This is a genomic window from Streptomyces sp. NPDC004266, assembly GCF_042874095.1.
In the GTDB taxonomy this organism is placed as follows: domain Bacteria; phylum Actinomycetota; class Actinomycetes; order Streptomycetales; family Streptomycetaceae; genus Streptomyces.
Window position 1 is genome coordinate 131,150 of record NZ_JBIAMM010000014.1, and the last position, 20,104, is coordinate 151,253.

23 protein-coding genes, 1 tRNA gene and 1 riboswitch are annotated in these 20,104 nt (G+C 70.3%); of the genes, 8 read left to right on the top strand and 16 right to left on the bottom strand.

All coding sequences use genetic code 11. From position 1 onward, the window contains the following. Position 1: 1 nt before the first annotated feature. Both ACFYUZ_RS29575 and ACFYUZ_RS29580 read right to left on the bottom strand, forming a co-directional pair. Entirely contained in the window at positions 2-892 is an 891-nt protein-coding gene (locus ACFYUZ_RS29575) for an ABC transporter permease (RefSeq protein WP_389314320.1), read from the bottom strand. Further along, positions 885-1,685 (bottom strand): ABC transporter permease, encoded by an 801-nt coding sequence (locus ACFYUZ_RS29580; protein WP_389314512.1) that lies wholly within the window; start codon positions 1,683-1,685, stop codon positions 885-887. The genes ACFYUZ_RS29575 and ACFYUZ_RS29580 overlap by 8 nt, the downstream gene beginning before the upstream one ends. Before the next feature lie 158 nt (positions 1,686-1,843). Between ACFYUZ_RS29580 and ACFYUZ_RS29585 the strand changes: the two genes are divergently transcribed. Beyond that, positions 1,844-4,018 (top strand): transglycosylase domain-containing protein, encoded by a 2,175-nt coding sequence (locus ACFYUZ_RS29585; RefSeq protein WP_389314322.1) that lies wholly within the window; start codon positions 1,844-1,846, stop codon positions 4,016-4,018. Here ACFYUZ_RS29585 and ACFYUZ_RS29590 read toward each other — a convergent pair. From ACFYUZ_RS29590 to ACFYUZ_RS29600, 3 genes are all read right to left on the bottom strand, one after another. Continuing rightward, a complete protein-coding gene (locus ACFYUZ_RS29590) occupies positions 4,012-4,332 on the bottom strand; it encodes a multidrug efflux SMR transporter (protein ID WP_086831901.1) in 321 nt (106 codons plus the stop codon). The two genes, ACFYUZ_RS29585 and ACFYUZ_RS29590, sit on opposite strands and share 7 nt — an antisense overlap. A gap of 31 nt (positions 4,333-4,363) precedes the next feature. Next, positions 4,364-4,435, bottom strand: a riboswitch (guanidine-III (ykkC-III) riboswitch). A gap of 80 nt (positions 4,436-4,515) precedes the next feature. Continuing rightward, positions 4,516-4,854 carry a co-chaperone GroES gene (locus ACFYUZ_RS29595; protein WP_030554720.1) on the bottom strand — a complete coding sequence of 113 codons (339 nt, stop codon included), beginning with the start codon at positions 4,852-4,854 and terminating at the stop codon, positions 4,516-4,518. A gap of 46 nt (positions 4,855-4,900) precedes the next feature. Then, a complete protein-coding gene (locus ACFYUZ_RS29600; protein ID WP_093875911.1) occupies positions 4,901-5,221 on the bottom strand; it encodes a DUF3618 domain-containing protein in 321 nt (106 codons plus the stop codon). Between the two features lie 122 nt (positions 5,222-5,343). Here ACFYUZ_RS29600 and bcp point away from each other — a divergent pair, with 122 nt between their 5' ends. From bcp to ACFYUZ_RS29615, 3 genes are all read left to right on the top strand, one after another. After that, positions 5,344-5,811 carry a thioredoxin-dependent thiol peroxidase gene (bcp, locus tag ACFYUZ_RS29605; protein WP_389314325.1) on the top strand — a complete coding sequence of 156 codons (468 nt, stop codon included), beginning with the start codon at positions 5,344-5,346 and terminating at the stop codon, positions 5,809-5,811. A gap of 117 nt (positions 5,812-5,928) precedes the next feature. Beyond that, positions 5,929-7,425, top strand: a complete 1,497-nt coding sequence (proP, locus tag ACFYUZ_RS29610; protein WP_389314327.1) for a glycine betaine/L-proline transporter ProP — start codon at positions 5,929-5,931, stop codon at positions 7,423-7,425. Positions 7,426-7,689: 264 nt separating this feature from the next. Beyond that, a tRNA-Leu gene (locus ACFYUZ_RS29615) sits at positions 7,690-7,772 on the top strand. Positions 7,773-7,833: 61 nt separating this feature from the next. Here the strand turns inward: ACFYUZ_RS29615 and rdgB are convergent. From rdgB to ACFYUZ_RS29635, 4 genes are all read right to left on the bottom strand, one after another. Continuing rightward, positions 7,834-8,442, bottom strand: coding sequence for an RdgB/HAM1 family non-canonical purine NTP pyrophosphatase (rdgB, locus tag ACFYUZ_RS29620; RefSeq protein WP_389314329.1), 609 nt, complete (start codon positions 8,440-8,442; stop codon positions 7,834-7,836). Positions 8,443-8,449: 7 nt separating this feature from the next. Further along, positions 8,450-8,857 carry a hypothetical protein gene (locus tag ACFYUZ_RS29625; RefSeq protein WP_389314331.1) on the bottom strand — a complete coding sequence of 136 codons (408 nt, stop codon included), beginning with the start codon at positions 8,855-8,857 and terminating at the stop codon, positions 8,450-8,452. A gap of 73 nt (positions 8,858-8,930) precedes the next feature. Beyond that, a complete protein-coding gene (rph, locus tag ACFYUZ_RS29630) occupies positions 8,931-9,662 on the bottom strand; it encodes a ribonuclease PH (protein WP_389314332.1) in 732 nt (243 codons plus the stop codon). An 84-nt stretch (positions 9,663-9,746) separates the two neighbouring features. Then, a complete protein-coding gene (locus ACFYUZ_RS29635; protein WP_389314334.1) occupies positions 9,747-9,980 on the bottom strand; it encodes a glucose PTS transporter subunit EIIB in 234 nt (77 codons plus the stop codon). A 235-nt stretch (positions 9,981-10,215) separates the two neighbouring features. On the opposite strand from ACFYUZ_RS29635, the gene ACFYUZ_RS29640 reads away from it, so the two are divergent. Both ACFYUZ_RS29640 and ACFYUZ_RS29645 read left to right on the top strand, forming a co-directional pair. Further along, positions 10,216-11,535 (top strand): PTS transporter subunit EIIC, encoded by a 1,320-nt coding sequence (locus ACFYUZ_RS29640; RefSeq protein WP_389314336.1) that lies wholly within the window; start codon positions 10,216-10,218, stop codon positions 11,533-11,535. 289 nt (positions 11,536-11,824) lie between these two features. Beyond that, positions 11,825-13,090 carry a PTS transporter subunit EIIC gene (locus ACFYUZ_RS29645; RefSeq protein WP_389314338.1) on the top strand — a complete coding sequence of 422 codons (1,266 nt, stop codon included), beginning with the start codon at positions 11,825-11,827 and terminating at the stop codon, positions 13,088-13,090. 75 nt (positions 13,091-13,165) lie between these two features. Here the strand turns inward: ACFYUZ_RS29645 and ACFYUZ_RS29650 are convergent, their stop codons facing one another. Then, positions 13,166-13,921: an MBL fold metallo-hydrolase gene (locus tag ACFYUZ_RS29650; RefSeq protein ID WP_389314340.1), complete on the bottom strand. Its 756-nt coding sequence runs from the start codon at positions 13,919-13,921 to the stop codon at positions 13,166-13,168. Positions 13,922-14,123: 202 nt separating this feature from the next. On the opposite strand from ACFYUZ_RS29650, the gene ACFYUZ_RS29655 reads away from it, so the two are divergent. After that, positions 14,124-14,636 carry a type II toxin-antitoxin system PemK/MazF family toxin gene (locus ACFYUZ_RS29655; RefSeq protein WP_389314342.1) on the top strand — a complete coding sequence of 171 codons (513 nt, stop codon included), beginning with the start codon at positions 14,124-14,126 and terminating at the stop codon, positions 14,634-14,636. Between the two features lie 38 nt (positions 14,637-14,674). Here ACFYUZ_RS29655 and ACFYUZ_RS29660 read toward each other — a convergent pair whose 3' ends face one another. The 4 genes from ACFYUZ_RS29660 to ACFYUZ_RS29675 all read right to left on the bottom strand — a co-directional run bounded on the left by ACFYUZ_RS29660 (position 14,675) and on the right by ACFYUZ_RS29675 (position 16,906). After that, positions 14,675-15,625 carry a PLP-dependent cysteine synthase family protein gene (locus ACFYUZ_RS29660; protein ID WP_190160209.1) on the bottom strand — a complete coding sequence of 317 codons (951 nt, stop codon included), beginning with the start codon at positions 15,623-15,625 and terminating at the stop codon, positions 14,675-14,677. A gap of 5 nt (positions 15,626-15,630) precedes the next feature. Next, the gene (locus ACFYUZ_RS29665; protein WP_389314344.1) at positions 15,631-15,909 is read right to left on the bottom strand and encodes a MoaD/ThiS family protein; all 279 of its coding nucleotides are present in this window, start codon (positions 15,907-15,909) and stop codon (positions 15,631-15,633) included. Between the two features lie 93 nt (positions 15,910-16,002). Continuing rightward, a complete protein-coding gene (locus ACFYUZ_RS29670) occupies positions 16,003-16,176 on the bottom strand; it encodes a putative leader peptide (protein WP_389314346.1) in 174 nt (57 codons plus the stop codon). 100 nt (positions 16,177-16,276) lie between these two features. Further along, positions 16,277-16,906 carry an HD domain-containing protein gene (locus tag ACFYUZ_RS29675; RefSeq protein WP_389314514.1) on the bottom strand — a complete coding sequence of 210 codons (630 nt, stop codon included), beginning with the start codon at positions 16,904-16,906 and terminating at the stop codon, positions 16,277-16,279. 81 nt (positions 16,907-16,987) lie between these two features. Here ACFYUZ_RS29675 and ACFYUZ_RS29680 point away from each other — a divergent pair, with 81 nt between their 5' ends. Then, positions 16,988-17,932, top strand: coding sequence for a GlxA family transcriptional regulator (locus ACFYUZ_RS29680; protein ID WP_389314348.1), 945 nt, complete (start codon positions 16,988-16,990; stop codon positions 17,930-17,932). Between the two features lie 35 nt (positions 17,933-17,967). On the opposite strand, the gene ACFYUZ_RS29685 is transcribed toward ACFYUZ_RS29680, so the two are convergent. Next, the gene (locus ACFYUZ_RS29685) at positions 17,968-18,393 is read right to left on the bottom strand and encodes a Mov34/MPN/PAD-1 family protein (protein WP_389314350.1); all 426 of its coding nucleotides are present in this window, start codon (positions 18,391-18,393) and stop codon (positions 17,968-17,970) included. Between the two features lie 85 nt (positions 18,394-18,478). Continuing rightward, positions 18,479-19,915 (bottom strand): amino acid permease, encoded by a 1,437-nt coding sequence (locus ACFYUZ_RS29690; protein WP_389314352.1) that lies wholly within the window; start codon positions 19,913-19,915, stop codon positions 18,479-18,481. Positions 19,916-20,104: the final 189 nt, after the last annotated feature.

A 20,104-nucleotide genomic window follows, 5' to 3' on the forward strand; every position in this document is an offset into this window, starting at 1 on the left:
TTCAGCTTCCCGTCGATCGGTACGAACGGATTCCGGCGCGCCACGCGAGCCCCGCGACCCCGCAGCAGACCGCCGCCACCAGCGGCGACGCGAACGCCGCCCACTCCGGCACCCCCGCCGGGGCCGGCCGCCCCAGCACGTACAGCGCGGGCAGCCAGCTCACGAACGCCAGCGGTACGACGTACACGACGCCCCGCACCAGCTCCTGCGCGAAGATCGTCGGCGGGTACTGGAGGAGGGTGTTCCCGCCGTACGTGAAGGAGTTCGTGACCTCGGCGGCGTCCTGCATCCAGAACTGGGTCGACGCCCCCAGCACCATCACCGCGCCGAAGATCACCGCCCCGCACACCACCGTCACCGGCAGCAGCAGCGCCTTCGACGGCGTCCACTCCACGTCCAGCAGGAGCAGGCCCCAGACCAGCACCATCAGGCCCTGCGCGACCCTGCCGAACCTCCGCAGCGCGAACTTGTCCGCCGCGACCTGCGCGAGCAGCGGCGCCGGGCGCATCAGGAAGGTGTCGAGCGAGCCGTCCCTGACCCGCTTCCCCATCTTCTGCAGCGAGCCCATCGTCAGGTCGGCGATCCCGAAGGACGTGCCGGCCGTCCCGTACAGGAGGGCGACCTCCGCGAACGAGAAGCCGCCGAGACCCCGCACCTGACCGAACATCAGGAGGATGACGACGAAGTCGAAGAAGGTGACGCAGAAGCTGGTGACGAGGGTCAGGGCGAAGGAGGAGCGGTACGCCATCGTGGAGCGGATCCACATGCCCGCCACCATCCGGTACGTGCGCCAGGAGGCCCGTGCCCCCGTCTCCCGGTACGTGCGCCAGGAGGCCCGTGCCCCCGTCTCCCGCCACGTGCGCCGGGAACCGGCCGTCGGGGACCTACCCACCCTGCACCACCACCTTCCGCGTCGCCGCCGCCTGCGCCGCCCGGCCCGCGCCGAGCAGGACCAGCGCCCAGCAGACCTGGAAGCCGTACGCCCCCACCAGCTCCCAGCCCTCGTACCTCCCCAGGTACACGTCGGCCGGCACCTGGAGCAGCGACGCCCACGGCAGCAGCCGCGCGAGCTCGCCCAGCGCGCCCGGGAAGACGTTCAGCGGGAGCAGCATCCCCGAGAAGAACAGGCCCGCCAGCCAGGCCACCTGCACCACGCCCTGGCCGTCGAGCAGCCAGAAGGCGCTCATCGCCACCAGGTACCAGATCGCGAAGCCGACCACCGAGCCCAGCGCCACCGCGAGCAGGAAGGCGAGCCAGGCCCCCGGCCCCGGCGGCAGGGTGAAGTCGAAGACGAGCGCGCCGACGGCCATCGGGGCGACGCCGCGGCCGAGGAGCTGGTAGGCGGAGCGGCCGGCGTTGGCCGAGAACCACCAGGCCTGGAGGTCGGCGGGGCGGTAGAGGTCGACGGCGATGTCGCCGGTCCTGATCCGCTCGATCAGCTCGTCCTCGAAGCCGCCGCCCATCAGTCCGCAGACGGTGATCAGCGCCTGGCCGATCCACACGTAGGCGAGGGCGTCGTCCGTGGAGTAGCCGCCGAGCCGCGGCCGTTCGTCCCAGAGGGCGATGTAGGTCGAGGAGAGGACGAAGCCGAAGACGGTGTTGGTGAAGACACCGGCCGCCGTGGCCACGCGGTAGGCGGCGAAGCGCCGGAACCCGCCCGCGGCCACCATCGCGTACAGCCGCAGCATCCGTGTCCCTTTCCGGCGCGCGTGAGGAGGTGCCGTGACGAGGACGGCGAAGCGCACGACCCTAGTGGCTCCGCCCGGCGCGCCGCGAGCGGTTTTCGCGTCACCTTCGGGTCGCTTGAGCGAGTTTCGGTGCGTTCCGTGCAGTATGTGATGCCATGTCCCCTTCCTCCGATGCGAACGGTACGAACGGCACGAGCGACGACGACCCCCACCCGGACGGTTGGGAGCCGCGGGACCCCACCCTCACCGCCCCCGGCCCTCCGAGACGCCCCCGCCGTGTCCTGCGGACCCTCCTCGGGCTCCTCCTGCTCGGCGGGCTGCTGCTCGTCGGCGGCTTCGCCGCCGGCTACCTCCTGGTGGAGATCCCGCCCGCCAACGCCGCCGCCGTCGCCCAGTCCAACGTCTACCTCTACCGGGACGGCACCCCGCTCGCCCGCGACGGCGAGGTCAACCGCGAGAACGTCCGCCTCGACCAGATCCCGCTCCCCGTCCGGCAGGCCGTCCTCGCCGCCGAGGAGCGCGACTTCCAGACCTCGCGCGCCGTCGACCCCAAGGCCATGGTCCGCGCCGCCTGGAACACCGTCACCGGCAAGGGCCGCCAGTCCGGCTCCACCATCACCCAGCAGTACGTCAAGAACTACTACCTCGGCCAGGAACAGACCCTCACCCGCAAGGCCAAGGAGTTCTTCATCGCCCTCAAGCTCGGCCGCGAGAAGAGCAAGGAGGAGATCCTCCAGGGCTATCTGAACACCAGTTACTTCGGCCGCAACGCCTACGGCCTCCAGGCCGCCGCCCGCGCCTACTACGGCAAGGACGTCCAGCAGCTCGACACCGCCGAGGGCGCCTACCTCGCCTCCCTCCTCAAGGCCCCCAGCGCCTACGACGTCACCACCCACCCCGAGAACCGCGCCAAGGCCGTCGCCCGCTGGCACTACGTCCTCGACGGCATGGTCGGCGAGGGCTGGCTCAGCCCCGCCGCCCGCGCCGCCGCCCGTTTCCCCCTCCCCCAGACCGCCCGCGCCACGAGCGCCCTCTCCGGCCAGCGGGGCTACCTCGTCCAGGCCGTCGAGGAGTACCTCACCGACCACGGGATCGTCGACGAGAAGACCCTCGCCGGCGGCGGCTTCCGCATCACCACCACCCTGGAGCCCGCCAAGCAGGAGGCCCTCGTCCAGGCCGTCGAGGAGCGGGTCGTCTCCCGGCTCGACCCGGCGAGCGCCCCCGCCGACCGGTACGTACGGGTCGGGGCCGCGTCCGTCGACCCGGCGACCGGCAAGGTCCTCGCCATGTACGGCGGCATCGACTACACCCAGCAGTACGTCAACAACGCGACCCGCCGCGACTACCAGGTCGGCTCCACCTTCAAGCCCTTCGTCTTCACGGCCGCCGTCCAGAGCGGCGCCCAGACCCAGCAGGGCCGGCCCATCACCCCGTACACCCTCTACGACGGCACCAACCGGCGCCCGGTGGAGGGGTGGAACGGCGACCCGTACGACCCCGCCAACGAGGACGACGCCAGCTACGGCGACATCGAGGTGGGCGCCGCCACCGGCCTGTCGGTGAACACCGTGTACGCCCAGATGGCGGTGGACGTCGGCCCCGCGCACGTACGGCGCACCGCGATCGCCCTCGGCCTGCCCCGCTCCACCCCCGACCTCACCGCCTCCCCGTCCATCGCCCTCGGCTCCGCCACCGCCAGCGTCCTCGACATGGCCTCGGCGTACGCCACGCTCGCCGCGCACGGCCGGAACGGCACGTACTCCCTCGTCGAGAGCATCAGCAAGGGCGGCCGGGAGGTGGAGCTCCCGGCCGTCGCCCGCCGGCAGGCGGTGAGCCGCGAGGCCGCCGACACGACCACCTCGATCCTGCGCGGCGTCGTCGACACGGGCACGGGCACGGCCGCGCAGGCGGCGGGACGTCCGGCCGCCGGCAAGACGGGCACGGCGGAGGACGACAAGGCCGCCTGGTTCGCCGGCTACACCCCGGAGCTCGCGACGGTCGTCGCGCTCATGGGGCAGGACCCGGAGTCCGGCTCGCAGGAGTCGCTGTACGGCGCCCTGGGCCAGCCGCGCATGAACGGCGGCGGAGCACCGGCCGAGATCTGGGCCCGGTTCACCCGGGAGGCGCTGGACGGGACACCGCCCCGGGACTTCGAGCTCCGGCTGATGCCGGGGGCCGAGCCGATGCCGCCGACACCGCCGACACCCGACGGGCCCGACGGACCTGACGGGCCCGACGGATCGGAGGACTGGTACGAGACGGGCGAGGCGGGACCGGGCGCGGCGACGCCCAGCCCCGCCCCCGGCCCCTCGCGCAGCACCGGTCAGTGACCGCTCGTCGCCTTGAGTCCCACCACGGCGACGAGCAGCAGACAGACGAAGAAGATGCGGGCGGCGGTCGCCGGCTCACCGAGCACCACCATGCCGAGCACCGCCGCACCGGCCGCGCCGATGCCGACCCACACGCCGTAGGCCGTACCGATCGGCAGCGTCTTGGCCGCCTGCGACAGCAGCATCATGGAGGCGACGATCCCCGCGCCGGTGAGGACACTGGGCCAGAGCCGGGTGAAGCCGTCCGTGTACTTCATCCCGATCGACCAGCCGACCTCCAGCAGACCGGCGACGACGAGCAGAACCCAGGCCATGACGAGACACCTCCGCAAGACGGAAAACAGGGGTGCGTCGTCTTGTCGTCAAACCCGGTACGGCGCGTCTCGTCGGGGTGTCTCCAGGCTAGCAAAGAACGGGCAAAGGCCCCGGTGACTCCGGTCACCAGGGCCTTCGCACCCTTTTCCCACAGGCAGGGATTTCCTACAGGCAGAGCTTTCCTACAGGTAGAGCCCGGTCGAGTCCGACGTCCCCTGGAACCGGTCCGCGGCCACCGCGTGCAGGTCGCGCTCCCTCATCAGGACGTACGCGACGCCCCGCACCTCGACCTCGGCGCGGTCCTCGGGGTCGTACAGCACCCGGTCGCCGATCTCGACGGTGCGGACGTTCTGACCGACCGCGACCACCTCGGCCCAGGCGAGGCGACGGCCCACCGCGGCCGTCGCCGGAATCAGGATGCCGCCGCCGGAACGCCGCTCACCCTCCGGGGAGTCGGTGCGGACGAGGACCCGGTCGTGGAGCATCCGGATGGGCAGCTTGTCGTGCGTGTTCTCGCTCACCCGTCGAACCTACCTGCCCGGGCGCGTCGCCCGTACCCGGGGAGGTTCACGCCTTGTGCCGCCGGGAGGAGGAGACGATCAGCCCGACGACGGCGAGGGCCACGACGGCCGCCGGGACGACCCGCTCCAGGCGGGGCGCGCCGTCCTCGGTCGTGAAGCGGGCCTTCACGTCCGAGACGACACGGTTGACGGCGACGAAGGCGCGTCCGGCCGTCTGGTCGACGGTCGAGGCGACCTTCGCCTTGGCGTCCCCGATGATCGTCTTCGGGTGCATCCGAATGCCGATCTCGTCGAGCGTGATGGCGAGCTGCTCGCGCCGGCGGACGATGTCCGCCTCGATCTGCGCAGGGGTCCTGGCCTCCGACACCGCGCTGCCTCCGTAGTCGTGATCCGGTCGTTGACGGCCAGTCTGTCAGCTCTGCCGCCGGAGGGTCGCCTCAGACCCCCATTAGGCTCTGGATACGTAAACGAACATTCCCGAGGAGAGCCATGAGCGAGCGACTGCAGCCCGGCGACACCGCCCCCGCCTTCACCCTTCCCGACGCGGACGGCAACGAGGTCTCCCTCGCGGACCACAAGGGCCGCAAGGTCATCGTCTACTTCTACCCGGCGGCCCTCACCCCCGGCTGCACCAAGCAGGCCTGCGACTTCACGGACAACCTGGACGTGCTGGCGGCCGCGGGCTACGACGTCATCGGCGTGTCGCCCGACAAGCCGGAGAAGCTCGCGAAGTTCCGCGAGAAGGAGAGCCTCAAGGTCACCCTGGTCGGCGACCCGGAGAAGACGACCCTGGAGGCGTACGGCGCCTTCGGCGAGAAGAAGCTGTACGGCAAGGTGGTGACGGGCGTGATCCGCTCCACGGTCGTGGTCGACGAGGAGGGCAAGGTCGAGCACGCCTTCTACAACGTCAAGGCCACCGGCCACGTCGCCAAGATCATGCGGGACCTGGGCGTCTAGGACCGAGGCCCCGGCCGGCGTGACGGACGTCCCATCCCGGGGCCTGTTCCGTTTGTGATCGGCATGACCGTGCAGAAGTGCCTCTGGAGTTTGCCCCCCAAGAGAGGACGTACGGTCATGTCGGCCACAGACCGCGACCCCGCGGCCGATCCCGAGGCCCTGAGACGCCATCCGCGCCTGTTCAAGGCCGCCACCCGGCGTCGGCGGCCCAAGCTGCGGCGGACCGACATCACGGTCACCGACGAGGCGGCGGTCAAGCGGGCGGTGAAGGCGGCCTCCCTGGGCAATGCCATGGAGTGGTTCGACTTCGGCGTCTACGCCTACCTCGCCGTCACCCTCGGCCACGTCTTCTTCCCGGCCGGCAACGACACGGTCCAACTGCTGTCGTCGTTCGCGACGTTCGCGGTCGCCTTCCTGATCCGCCCGCTCGGCGGCATGGTGTTCGGCCCGATGGGTGACCGACTGGGCCGGAAGAAGGTCCTCGCGCTGACCATGACCCTCATGGCGGTCGGCACCTTCGCGATCGGCCTGATCCCCTCGTACGCCTCGATCGGCTTCTGGGCACCGGCGCTCCTCGTGTTCTTCCGCATGCTCCAGGGCTTCTCGACCGGTGGCGAGTACGGCGGAGCCTCGACCTTCATCGCCGAGTACGCCCCCGACCGCCGCCGCGGCTACTTCGGCAGCTTCCTCGAATTCGGCACCCTGGCCGGTTACGTCGGCGCGGCAGGCCTCGTCACCGCGCTCACCGCGTGGCTCAGCCCCGAGACGATGGAGGCGTGGGGCTGGCGGGTGCCGTTCCTCGTCGCGGGCCCCCTGGGTCTGGTCGGCCTCTACCTGCGGCTCCGGCTCGACGAGACGCCCGCCTTCCAGAAGCTGGGGAGCGGGTCGGCGCGCGCCTCGGAGGCCGCGGACCCGGTGGAGACCTCCGCCAAGGGCGACCTGACGAAGATCTTCCGGCAGCAGTGGCCCGCGCTGATCCTGTGCATCGCCCTGGTGGGCGCGTACAACATCACCGACTACATGCTGCTGTCCTACATGCCGACGTACCTCTCCGACGAGCTCGGCTACAGCGAGACCCACGGCCTGCTGGTGCTCCTGCTCGTGATGGTCCTGCTCATGCTGATCATCACTCAGGTCGGCCGCCTCAACGACCGCTTCGGGCGGAAGCCGGTGCTCATGGCGGGCATGCTGGGCTTCCTCCTCCTGTCCCTGCCCGCCTTCCTCCTGATCGGCCAGGGCGGCGTACCGGCGATCACGGCGGGCATGCTGATGCTCGGCCTGTCGCTGGTCTGCATGCTCGGCACCATGTCGGCGGCCCTCCCCGCGCTCTTCCCGACGGAGGTGCGGTACGGCTCCCTGTCGGTGGGCTACAACCTGTCCACGTCCCTGTTCGGCGGCACGACACCCCTCGTCATCACGGCCCTGATCGGCGCGACCGGCAGCAACCTGATGCCGGCGTACTACGCGATGGGCGCGGCGCTCGTCGGAGTGATCGCGGTGGCCTGCATGAAGGAGACGGCCCAGCGGCCCCTGGACGGCTCGCCTCCGTCGGTGGAGACCCCGGAGGAAGCGGCCGAACTGGTCCTGGCCCAGTCGCCGGAACCGAGGTTCTGACCTCTTCTCCGCCCGAACGGCCCGCACCGGAGCACGTCCGGTGCGGGCCGTTCCGTTTTCCGCACGCGATACGCACGCGATATGGCGTGACCGTCCGATATCCGGGTCGTTGGTCCGTACGAGATCCGTACTGGGGAGGGAGCTCGATGGGGACGAGCGCGTACACGAAGGAACGGCTCAGCGCGGCCGTGGCGGAGTCGCCGGTCGACATGGCGACATCCGTGCCCACACCAGCCGCCTGCCCGCTACCATGACAGGCGGCTAGCGGCCTTGGCGGAACGGCAGACGCCTCGCATTTAGGGTGCGATGGGAGTAATCCCGTGAGGGTTCGAATCCCTCAGGCCGCACAAAGTATTGAATCGAAGGCCTCATCCGGGACTTGACCGGGTGAGGCCTTCGTCGCACCCCTCAGCCCACCAGCTCCCGCACCACCGGCACCAGCGCCCGGAACGCCTTGCCCCGGTGGCTGATCGCGTTCTTCTCCGCCGGCGACAGCTGCGCGCAGGTCACCTCGTACCCCTCCGGCTGGAGGATCGGGTCGTAGCCGAAGCCGTTCGTGCCGACCGGGGCGTGGCGCAGCACGCCCTCCATGCGGCCCTCGACCACCCGCTCCGTGCCGTCCGGGAGGGCCAGGGCCGCCGCGCAGGCGAAGTGGGCGCCGCGGTGTTCCTCCGCGATGTCCGAGAGCTGGGCCAGGAGCAGGTCCAGGTTGGCCTTGTCGTCGCCGTGGGTGCCGGCCCAGCGGGCGGAGAAGATGCCGGGGGCGCCGTTCAGGACGTCGACGCAGAGGCCGGAGTCGTCGGCGACGGCCGGGAGGCCCGTGGCCCGGGCGAGGGCGTGGGCCTTCAGGAGGGCGTTCTCGGCGAAGGTGACGCCCGTTTCCTTGACGTCGGGGACGTCGGGGTACGCGTCCGCGCCGACGAGTTCGAGGTCGAGGCCTGCGTCGGCGAGGATCGCGTGGAGTTCGGTGATCTTGCTCGCGTTGCGGGTGGCGAGGATCAGTCGCTGTCGGGTCATGCCCCGATTATCCCGGGGTGCAGACCTTGGCCACCTCGCCGGCCGCGTCGGTGATCGGCGTGATGTCCGGGGTGGTGTCGCCGTTCTTGACCGCGGTGCGGACGGAGTCGACGCCCTTCGACAGGTCGTCCACGGCCTTCGAGAGGTCGGCGTTGTCGGTGGTGTTCTTGAGGTTGCCGAGCTCGGTGGAGATCGAGTTCAGGGACTCCTCGATCTGCGTGACGTCGTTGGAGGCGTTGGAGACGGCCTGCTGGAGGTTCTGCACGGACGTGGCTATCGCGTCGGCGGTCTTGACGCAGTCCATGGCGGTGTCGAGGGCTCCGCAGCCGCTCAGGACGGTGGTGAGCGCGGCGGCCGTGGCCACGGCGAGTGCGAGACGGCGCTTCAAGGCGGGTCCTCCCCCAGATACGTACATGACAGTCTTCGGGCGCACGGATCGTATCGGGTACGTTCCGTGCGCCCGTCGTCCGTCAGGACGCGGTCAGGCGTCAGAGGGTTCCTTCGAGGGCCTTGCGCTGGATCTCGGCCAGTTCGGCGCAGCCGCCGGAGGCGAGGTCGAGGAGGGCGTTGAGCTCCTTGCGGTCGAAGGGCTCGGCCTCGGCGGTGCCCTGGACCTCGACGAAGCGGCCGTCGCCGGTGCAGACGACGTTCATGTCGGTGTCGGCGCGGACGTCCTCCTCGTAGCAGAGGTCGAGGAGGGGGACGCCGTCGACGATGCCGACGGAGACGGCGGAGACGGTGCCGGTGAGGGGCTTGCGGCCGGCCTTCACCAGCTTCTTGCCCTGTGCCCAGGCGACGGCGTCGGCGAGGGCGACGTAGGCGCCGGTGATGGCGGCGGTGCGGGTGCCGCCGTCGGCCTGGAGGACGTCGCAGTCGAGGACGACGGTGTTCTCGCCGAGGGCCTTGTAGTCGATGACGGCGCGCAGGGAGCGGCCGATGAGGCGGGAGATCTCGTGGGTGCGGCCGCCGATCTTGCCGCGGACGGATTCGCGGTCGCCGCGGGTGTTGGTGGCGCGGGGGAGCATGGAGTACTCCCCGGTGACCCATCCTTCGCCGCTGCCCTTGCGCCAGCGCGGGACGCCTTCGGTGACGGAGGCGGTGCAGAAGACCTTGGTGTCGCCGAAGGAGATGAGGACGGAGCCCTCGGCGTGCTTGCTCCAGCCGCGTTCGATGGTGACGGGGCGGAGCTGTTCGGGGGTACGGCCGTCGATGCGAGACATGGGACGAGCCTAGCCGGACATGGCGGAGGGCCCGTTCCCCTGCCGGAACGGGCCCTCCTCGGGATGTGAGCGGAGAGCTCACGCTCACATCAGGTCTTCGATCTCCGCGGCGATCGGGTCGGCGTCGGTGCCGATGACGACCTGGATGGCGGTGCCCATCTTCACGACTCCGTGGGCGCCGGCGGCCTTCAGGGCGGCCTCGTCGACGAGGGAGGCGTCCACGACCTCGGTGCGCAGGCGGGTGATGCAGCCTTCGACCTCTTCGATGTTGTCGATGCCGCCGAGCCCGGCGATGATCTTCTCAGCCTTGCTGGCCATGTGTTTCTCCCTGTCCGTTCCGTTCGCGAGAACGCGAATCTCGGCGCACCTGCGGTCCGCTTTGTCACGGTAACCCACGGTTGGCCCAACTTCGCGAGCGAGTACAGCCGTTCTGCCGAATGATGACGATCACCGGCGGCCTGTCCTCAGCGGGCTCCCGGAGCCTACCGCAACTGGTCTACACCAGTGTGCAACGAGATGCGGGCCCGGCCTGTTCCGGGCAGGGAGGACGCCGATGAGTACCGACAGCGCCGCGGCGACACCGGAGCCGAAACCGAAACCGAAGAGGACCGTCTCCTGGGGCGGGCTCTTCCAGGGCCTCCAGAAGATGGGGCGCAGCCTCCAGCTCCCCATCGCCGTCCTCCCGGCCGCCGGCATCATCAACCGCCTGGGGCAGCCGGACGTCTTCGGCGCCGAGGGTCTGGGCTGGGACAACGTCGCGAAGGTGATGGCGGGCGCCGGCGGCGCGCTGCTCGACGGCAGCCTCGGCCTTCCCCTGCTGTTCTGCATCGGCGTCGCGATCGGCATGGCGAAGAAGGCGGACGGCTCGACCGCGCTCGCCGCGGTGGTCGGCTTCCTCGTCTACTACAACGTGCTGCGCCAGTTCCCGAAGGACTGCCCGGCCGGCACGAAGGACATCGTCGGCGGCTGCCTCGGCGCCGACGACTCCTTCGCCGGCTACACGTACCAGAACCCGGGCGTCTTCGGCGGCATCGTCATGGGCCTGCTCGCGGCCTGGTTCTGGCAGCGCTACCACCGGAAGAAGCTGGTCGACTGGCTGGGCTTCTTCAACGGCCGCCGCCTGGTCCCGATCATCATGACGTTCGTCGCGATCGCGTTCGCCGCGATCTGCCTGTGGATCTGGCCGCCGATCGGTGACGGCCTGGAGAACTTCAGCGACTGGCTGGTCGGGCTCGGCGCGTGGGGGTCGGGCATCTTCGGCCTCGCCAACCGCGCCCTCCTCGTCATCGGCCTGCACCAGTTCCTGAACGTGCCGATCTGGTTCCAGTTCGGCACGTACACCAAGCCGGACGGCACGGTGGTCCACGGCGACATCCCCATGTTCCTCGCGGGCGACCCGAACGCCGGACAGTTCCTGACGGGCTTCTTCCCGATCATGATGTTCGCGCTGCCCGCCGCGGCGCTCGCGATCACCCACACCGCGAAGCCGCACCGCCGCAAGGCGGTCGGCGGCCTGATGCTCTCGGTCGCCCTGACCTCGTTCGTCACCGGGATCACCGAGCCGATCGAGTACTCGTTCCTCTTCATCGCGCCGCTGCTGTACGTGATCCACGCCGTGCTGACCGGCGTGTCGATGGCGGTGACCTGGGCGCTCGGCGTGAAGGACGGCTTCAGCTTCTCGGCCGGCCTGATCGACTACGTGATCAACTGGAACCTCGCGACGAAGCCGTGGCTGATCATTCCGATCGGCCTGGGGTTCGCGGCCGTGTACTACGTGATCTTCAGGTTCGCGATCGTCACGTTCAACCTCCAGACCCCCGGCCGCGAGCCGGAGGACGTCGAGGAGGAGATCGAGCGCGACAACGTCAGGTGACCCGGCGATCACCCGCCGGAGCCCGACCGCTTTCGGGGCTTTCGCCCCTCCCGCAAGACCCGCGAAAGGCCCCCGGACCTGACCGTCCGGGGGCCTTTTGTCGTGCATTTCCGGCTATGGCTGAGCGCACAGAATTCACAGGTTCCTTATCTAAGTCCCACGTGCTACAACTGGTCTACACCACTCATTGGTGTAGACCACGCGGTCCAGACCACCGCGTTCCACGAGACGCCGCCGTCACCCCCTTTTTCCATGCTCTGGCGGCGCCTTGCCCTACTGGAGGAAGTTGATGAGTACGGCCACCGCCCAGGCCGCCGCTCCCGCGAAGAAGCGCGGATCCGGCCTGTTCCAGGGCCTGCAGAAGGTCGGTCGCAGCCTGCAGCTGCCGATCGCCGTGCTGCCGGCCGCGGGTATCTTGCTCCGTCTCGGCCAGCCCGACGTCTTCGGCAAGGACGGACTCGGGTGGGACAAGGTCGCCTCCGTGTTCGCCACGGCCGGCGGCGCTGTCTTCGACAACCTGCCCCTGCTCTTCTGCATCGGCGTCGCCATCGGCTTCGCCAAGAAGGCGGACGGCTCCACCGCCCTGGCCGCGCTCGTCGGCTTCCTGGTCTACAGCAACGTGCTGAAGGCCTTCCCGATCACCGAGGCCGTCGTCAACACGACCGCCAACAAGGGCGTCGACGTCGCCGCGACCTACAACAACCCGGGTGTCCTCGGCGGCATCCTGATGGGTCTGCTCTCGGCCGTCCTGTGGCAGCGGTTCCACCGCACCAAGCTCGTCGACTGGCTCGGCTTCTTCAACGGCCGCCGTCTCGTCCCGATCATCATGGCCTTCGTCGGCACCGCCGTCGGCGTCGTCTTCGGCCTGGTCTGGGAACCGATCGGCGAGGGCATCTCCAGCTTCGGCGAGTGGATGACCGGCCTCGGCGCCGGTGGCGCCGGCCTCTTCGGCCTCATCAACCGCGCGCTGATCCCCGTCGGCATGCACCAGTTCGTGAACACCGTCTCCTGGTTCCAGATCGGTGACTTCACCAACGCCGCCGGCGAGGTCGTCCACGGTGACCTCAACCGCTTCTTCGCCGGTGACCCGAGCGCCGGAATCTTCATGTCGGGCTTCTTCCCGATCATGATGTTCGGCCTCCCGGCCGCCGCGATCGCCATCGCCCACGCCGCCCGCCCCGAGCGCCGCAAGGCCGTCATGGGCATGATGGTCTCCCTCGCGCTGACCTCCTTCGTCACGGGCATCACCGAGCCGATCGAGTTCACCTTCATGTTCATCGCGCCGGTCCTGTACGCGATCCACGCGGTCCTGACCGCCGTCTCCATGGCCGTCACCTGGGCCTTCGGCGTCCACGCGGGCTTCACCTTCTCCGCCGGCGGCATCGACTACCTGCTCAACTGGAACCTCGCGACCAAGCCGTGGATGATCATCCCGATCGGCCTCGTCTTCGCGGCGATCTACTACGTGGTCTTCCGCTTCGCGATCGTCAAGTTCAACCTTCCCACCCCGGGCCGCGAGCCCGAGGAGGAGGTCGAGGACCTCACCAAGGCGTGAGCCTCCCCCGCACGGCGGAAGGGCCCCGGAACCGTACGTACGGTTCCGGGGCCCTTCCCGTGTCCTCGAAAGCCCTCAGATCTCGTAGACCGCGCCCGGTCTCGCCAGCTCCGACGGGCCCGCGTAGACCTCGCGGGCGTCCCGCAGGTTCTGCTCGCCGTCCGTCCACGGCGGGATGTGGGTGAGCACCAGACGGCCCACCCCCGCCCGGGTCGCGTGGGCGCCGGCCTCCCGGCCGTTGAGGTGGAGGTCCGGGACGTCCTCCTTGCCGTGGGTGAAGGAGGCCTCGCAGAGGAAGAGGTCGGCGCCGTCGGCGAGGCCGTGCAGCGCGTCGCAGACCCCGGTGTCCCCGGAGTACGTGAGCGAACGGCCGCCGTGCTCGACCCGGATGCCGTACGCCTCGACCGGGTGGCACACCCTCTCCGTACGGACGGTGAAGGGGCCGATCTCGAAGCTGCCGCCCGACTTCAGCGTGTGGAAGTCGAAGACCTCGCTCATCGAGGTGGCCGAGGGCGTGTCGGCGTACGCCGTGGTCAGCCGCTGCTCGGCGCCCTCCGGCGCGTAGACGGGGATCGCGTCGCAGCGCCCGCCGTCGTGCCGGTAGTAGCGGGCCACGAAGTACCCGCACATGTCGATGCAGTGGTCCGCGTGCAGGTGGCTGAGGAAGATCGCGTCGAGGTCGTACAGACCGATGTGGCGCTGCAGCTCGCCCAGGGCGCCGTTGCCCATGTCGAGGAGCAGCCGGAAGCCGTCGGCCTCGACGAGGTAGCTCGAACAGGCCGAGTCCGCGGACGGGAACGACCCGGAGCAGCCGACGACGGTGAGCTTCATGGAGCGTGAACCTCCGTGGACGGGTGCGGGAAGCGCGCTGGGGGAGGGGAGGCTGTGCGGTCTGTCGAGCGTAAGGCGCACCCGGGCCCGACGCTCCTTCGTGGTGGCCCGTTGTGGGCGAACTCACGGGCTCTGTCACCGGTTCGGATGGATGGCGGGGCGCGGCGGCGGGGTGGGGCGCCCCCCGGTACCTTCTTGAGGTATGGACACGTCGTGGTGGCCCGCGCTGGTCGCGGTCGTGGTGATCGCGCTGGCGGTGGCGCTCGCCTGGGGGTCCCCCCGGACGAGATCGGGGGGAGGGCGGAAGTCGTCTTCGCGCCGGCCCCGGGAAGGGCCGACGGGGCGACCGGCGGGGCGGACGCGGCCGCCGGCGCGGCCCGTGCCGCGGGGGCGGCTGCCGGAGCGGTTGCCCCGGGCGGGTGAGATCTGGTGGGCCGACGTGCCGTACGAGGACGGGCCGGGGTCCAAGGACCGTCCGTGTCTGGTCCTCGCGCTGCGCGGCGACAGCGCGCTCGTCGCCAAGATCACCAGCAAGTACCACGACGAGCGGCCGGGGGTGATCGCGCTGCCGCCCGGTTCGGTGGGCGACGCGCAGGGGCGGCCCAGTTTCCTGGAGACGGACGAGCTGCGGGACGTGCCGGTGTGGGAGTTCCGGCGGAGAGCGGGAGAGGCGGACCCGGTCGTGTGGGACCAGGTCCGCCATCTCGGGCGCTAGCTTTTTCGCCGGGCCCGCGGGCCCGGGCGGCGGGGGGGCTAGGCCCAGAGCTGGCCCTGGACCGCCTCGATCGCCTCTTCCGTCGTCCTGGCCGTGTAGAGGCCCGTCGACAGGTACTTCCAGCCGCCGTCCGCGACGACGAAGGCGATGTCGGCGGACTCGCCCGCCTTGAGCGCCTTCTTGCCGATGCCGATGGCCGCGTGCAGGGCGGCACCGGTGGAGACGCCCGCGAAGATGCCCTCCTGCTGGAGGAGTTCGCGGGTGCGGGTGACCGCGTCGGCGGAGCCGACCGAGAAGCGGGTGGTGAGGACGGAGGCGTCGTACAGCTCGGGTACGAAGCCCTCGTCGAGGTTGCGCAGGCCGTAGACGAGGTCGTCGTAGCGCGGTTCGGCGGCGACGATCTTGACGTCGGGCTTGTGCTCGCGGAGGTAGCGGCCGACGCCCATCAGCGTCCCCGTCGTGCCGAGGCCGGCGACGAAGTGGGTGATGGAGGGGAGGTCGGCGAGGATCTCGGGGCCGGTGGTGGCGTAGTGGGCGCCCGCGTTGTCCGGGTTGCCGTACTGGTAGAGCATCACCCAGTCGGGGTGCTGCTCGGCGAGCTCCTTGGCGACCCGCACGGCCGTGTTCGATCCGCCGGCAGCGGGGGACGAGATGATCTCGGCGCCCCACATGGCGAGCAGCTGGCGGCGCTCCTCGCTGGTGTTCTCGGGCATGACGCAGACGATGCGGTAGCCCTTGAGCTTGGCGGCCATGGCGAGGGAGATGCCGGTGTTGCCGCTGGTCGGCTCCAGGATGGTGCAGCCGGGGGTGAGGCGGCCGTCCTTCTCCGCCTGCTCGATCATGTGGAGCGCGGGGCGGTCCTTGACCGAGCCGGTGGGGTTGCGGTCCTCCAGCTTCGCCCAGATCCGGACGTCGTCCGAGGGCGAGAGCCGGGGGAGGCGGACCAGCGGCGTGTTGCCGACCGCGGCCAGCGAGGAGTCGTAACGCATGTGGATCAGACCATGCCGCCGGCGACGGCCGGCAGGATCGTGACGTTGTCGCCGTCGGCGAGCTTGGTGTCGATGCCGTCGAGGAAGCGGACGTCCTCGTCGTTCAGGTAGACGTTGACGAAGCGGCGGAGCTTGCCGCCGTCCACGATGCGCGCCTCGATCCCGTTGTGGCGGGTCTCCAGGTCGGCGAAGAGCTCGGCGAGGGTCCCGCCCTGGCCCTCGACGGCCTTCTCGCCGTCGGTGTAGGTGCGGAGGATGGTCGGGATGCGGACCTCGATGGCCATGGCGTGGGCTCTCCTGTCGGAAGTGGCGTGATGGGCGCGCTTCTGTGGCCCCGCGCGGAGGGGGTCGTACGGTGAGGGCGCTCGGCCGGTCGCTCAGAGCGCAGCGCGTGAGGTACAGATCGCGCTGGCGAGGCGGCACAGGTCGACGTGCAGGCGTGCCGCTCCGCCTCCGAAGGCCCCGAGAAGAGCGGAGGCGGAGAGAGCGCCAGCGAACGCAGCGAGCAGGGTGGTGCTCGGAGTCTCTTCGCTCACGTCGTGGGAAACCATGGGCTCATCGTATCGATTCCCGGTCCGGGTTCCGGAATGTGATCTCACATCGTGGATACTTTCTGCCCGACTGGCGGACCTGGCAAGTGGAGGGCTCCCTTCACTCGGGCCAGGCGGAGTCCCGGATCGTCGTCACGAAGTCCCCGGGGACGAATCCGGGCACGAAATGGCGCAGGACGTCGGCTTTGACGTTGCCGAAGGTGGTGCCCGGTCTGGGCGCGATGCCGTCCGCGAAGGCGTCCAGGATGCGACGCTTGAAGTCGGGACGGGGGTGGGCGGCGACGATCGCGGCGCGGTCCTCGGGGGTGACGGCGGCGGGGTCGTCGTAGCCGATGCCGAGGACGTCGTACTCGACGCCGGCGGTGACGAGGGCGACCTCGGGCTCCATGAATCCGGGGATGCCGGGGGTGGTGTGGAGGGCGATCGCGGTCCAGACGCGGCGGACGGCGTCCTCGTCGGCGCCGTGGGAGCGGAGGAAGGCGGCCGCCTCCTCGGCTCCGTCGACCTCGAAGCGACGGCCGCTGGTCCGGTGCGCCGCGCCGAGGCCGAGGTCGTGGAACATGGCGCCGACGTAGAGGAGTTCGGGGTCGAAGGCGAGGCCGCGGGCGCGGCCCTGGAGGGCGCCGAAGAGGTAGACGCGGCGGGAGTGGTCGTAGATCAGCTCGCTCGTCGTGTCGCGGACGAGTTCGGTGGCGGCGGTGGCGAGCTTGCTGTCGGGGACGAGCGTCATCGGGTTCACGGGACCAGCCTCGCCGCCGGGGCCGTGGACCCGCCATGTCCTCGGGGACGGGCATCCCACAGAATCGGACACATGACGACGACGCACGACGTGTGGGTGTTCGCCTTCGACGGGGTCCGGCTGCTCGACGTCTCCGCGCCCCTGGAGGTGTTCTCGACGGCCGGGTCCGGCTACGGGGTGCGGGTGTGCACGCCGGACGGGCGGGGCGTACGTACCTCGTGCGGACTGCGGATCGGCGCGGACCGCGCGGCCGGGGAGGTGCTCGGCGCGGACACGCTGATCGTGCCCGGGGCGGTGGACGTGGAGCGGTGCGTGGCCGTCGCTCCGGAGGTGGCGGGGCTCGCGGCGCGCTCGGGCCGGGTGGCGTCCGTGTGCACGGGGGCGTTCGCGCTCGCGGCGGCGGGGCTGCTCGACGGGCGCCGGGCGGCGACCCACTGGGAGCACGCGGGGGCCCTCGCCCTGCGGTATCCGGCGGTCGAGGTGAACGCGGACGCGATCCACGTGCGGGACGGGGAGGTGTGGTCCTCGGCGGGGGTGACGGCCGGGATCGACCTGTGCCTGGCGCTCGTGGAGGAGGACCGGGGGCCGGAGGCGGCCCGGGCGGTGGCGCGGGACCTGGTGGTGTTCCTCCAGCGGCCGGGCGGGCAGTCGCAGTTCTCGGCGGCCTCGCGGACTCCCCCGACCCGGCACCCGGTGGTGCGCCCGCTCCTGGACGCGGTCGCGGCGGATCCGGCGGCCGACCACAGCGCGCCGGCTCTGGCCCGGCGGGCGGGGGTGAGCGCCCGGCATCTGGCGCGGCTGTTCCGCGAGCAGGTGGGGGCGACGCCCGCGGGGTACGTGGAGCGGGTGCGGGTGGAGGCGGCGCGGATGCTGCTGGAGGGCGGGGCGAGTGTGACGGGGGCGGCGGCGCGGAGCGGGCTCGGCAGTGACGAGAGCCTGCGGAGGGCGTTCGCCCGGCATGTCGGGGTGACGCCCTCCGCCTATGCGGCGCGCTTCCGGACGACGTCCTGCTCGTAGGGTCCGCCGGCGCCGCGCCTCACTCGTACCGCTTCTTACTCGTACGCCTCGACGACCTTGACCTCTTCCTCGGTCACGACGCCCTCGACGATCGAGTAGGAGCGGAACTGGAAGGGGCCGGCGCCGTCGGTGTCGGCGGTGGAGACGAGGACGTAGTGGGCGTTCGGCTCGTTCGCGTACGAGATGTCCGTGCGGGACGGGTAGGCCTCGGTCGCGGTGTGCGAGTGGTAGACGATGACGGGCTCCTCGTCCCGGTCGTCCATGTCGCGGTAGAGCTTGAGCAGGTCCCCGGAGTCGAACTCGTAGAAGGTGGGCGAGCGGGCGGCGTTGAGCATCGGGATGAACCGCTCGGGGCGTCCGCTGCCGACGGGGCCCGCGACCACGCCGCAGGCCTCGTCGGGGTGGTCCGCGCGGGAGTGCTCCACGATCTGGTCGTACAGGGCCTGGGTGATGGTCAGCATGCCGACAGGATAAGCAGACGGGCCGTTCCGTACCGGTGTTTGGTACGGAACGGCCCGGATGCTGAGACCGTGCAGGTCAGAGGGGTCAGTCTCGCTTGGCGAAGGCCGCGCCCTGGGGGTTGCGGGCCTTGAGGACCAGGTAGGAGACGGCGAGGATCAGGCCCCAGACCGGAGCGCCGTACAGCGCGACCCGGTTGTCCTTGTCCATGCCCATGGTCACGACGACCATCCCGATGAAGGCGAGCGAGAAGACGCTGAACCAGATGCCGCCGGGGGCCTTGAAGGAGGACTGGGGCAGCTCGCCGCGGTCGGCCTTGAGCCGGTAGCGGATCTGGCAGACCAGGATGACGATCCAGGCCCACATGCCGGAGATGGTGGCGAAGGAGACGACGTAGTTGAAGGCGTCGCCGGGCCACTGGTAGTTGATCCAGACGCCGACCATCATCAGCGCGGCCGAGACGGTGGTGCCGACCAGCGGGGTGCCGGACTTCGTGAGCTTCGTGAAGACCTTCGGGCCCTGGCCGTTGAGCGCGAGGTCGCGCAGCATGCGGCCGGTGGAGTACATGCCCGAGTTGCAGGAGGACAGGGCCGCCGTCAGGACGACGAAGTTGACGATGGCGGCGCCGATGCCGAGGCCCATCTTCTCGAAGGCCGCGACGAACGGGCTGACGCCCGGCTTGAACGCGGTCCACGGGACGACCGACAGGATCATGATCAGCGCGCCGACGTAGAAGACGGCGATGCGCCACGGCACGGTGTTGATCGCCTTCGGCAGGACCGTCTTCGGGTCCTTCGACTCGCCGGCGGTGACGCCGACCAGCTCGACGGCGAGGAAGGCGAACATGACCATCTGGAGGGTCATCAGGGTCGAGAAGATGCCGTCCTCGCCGGCGAAGAAGCCGCCGAGGTCCCACAGGTGGGTGACGGAGGCGGTGGCGCCGGCGTCGGAGAAGCCGAGGGTGAGGATGCCGGCGCAGATCAGGATCATGCCGACGATCGCGGTGACCTTGACCATGGAGAACCAGAACTCCAGCTCACCGAAGAGCTTCACGGAGATCAGGTTGGCGCCGTAGAGGATCACGGTGAAGACGAGGGCGGAGAGCCACTGCGGGATGTCCCACCAGTACGTCATGTAGGTGGCCGCGGCGGTGACCTCGGTGATGCCGGTGACGACCCAGAAGAGCCAGTACGTCCAGCCGGTCGCGAAGCCCGCGAAGGGGCCGATGAACTCCCGGGCGTACTCCGAGAAGGAGCCCGACACCGGGCGGTACATGAGGAGCTCGCCGAGCGCCCGCATGATGAAGAAGATGACGAGGCCCGCGACGGCGTACGCGAGGATCAGGCTGGGTCCCGCGATGGAGATCCCCTTGCCCGCGCCGAGGAAGAGCCCGGTGCCGATGGCGCCGCCGATCGCGATCATCTGGATCTGGCGGGCGCCGAGTGCCCGGTGGTAACCCTCGCCCGAGGCGGAGTCCGCGGCCTCATTGCCGTCGTGCTGCTTGTCGACCTGCACTGAGGTCATGGTGGTGCGCCTTTCTCCATGCTGATCCGCGCGACTGCGAGTGCGTCTGCCGCGGATCAGATCCTGATCCCCCCGGATGTGGATGGAGTGCTACCGGCGGTCAGCCGGTCCAAGCGCCCTCGGGAACAGGGGTGGCGTGCCCGAGTGGTCGTGAAGATTTATCACGAGGTGGGGGGTGATCGACGGAGT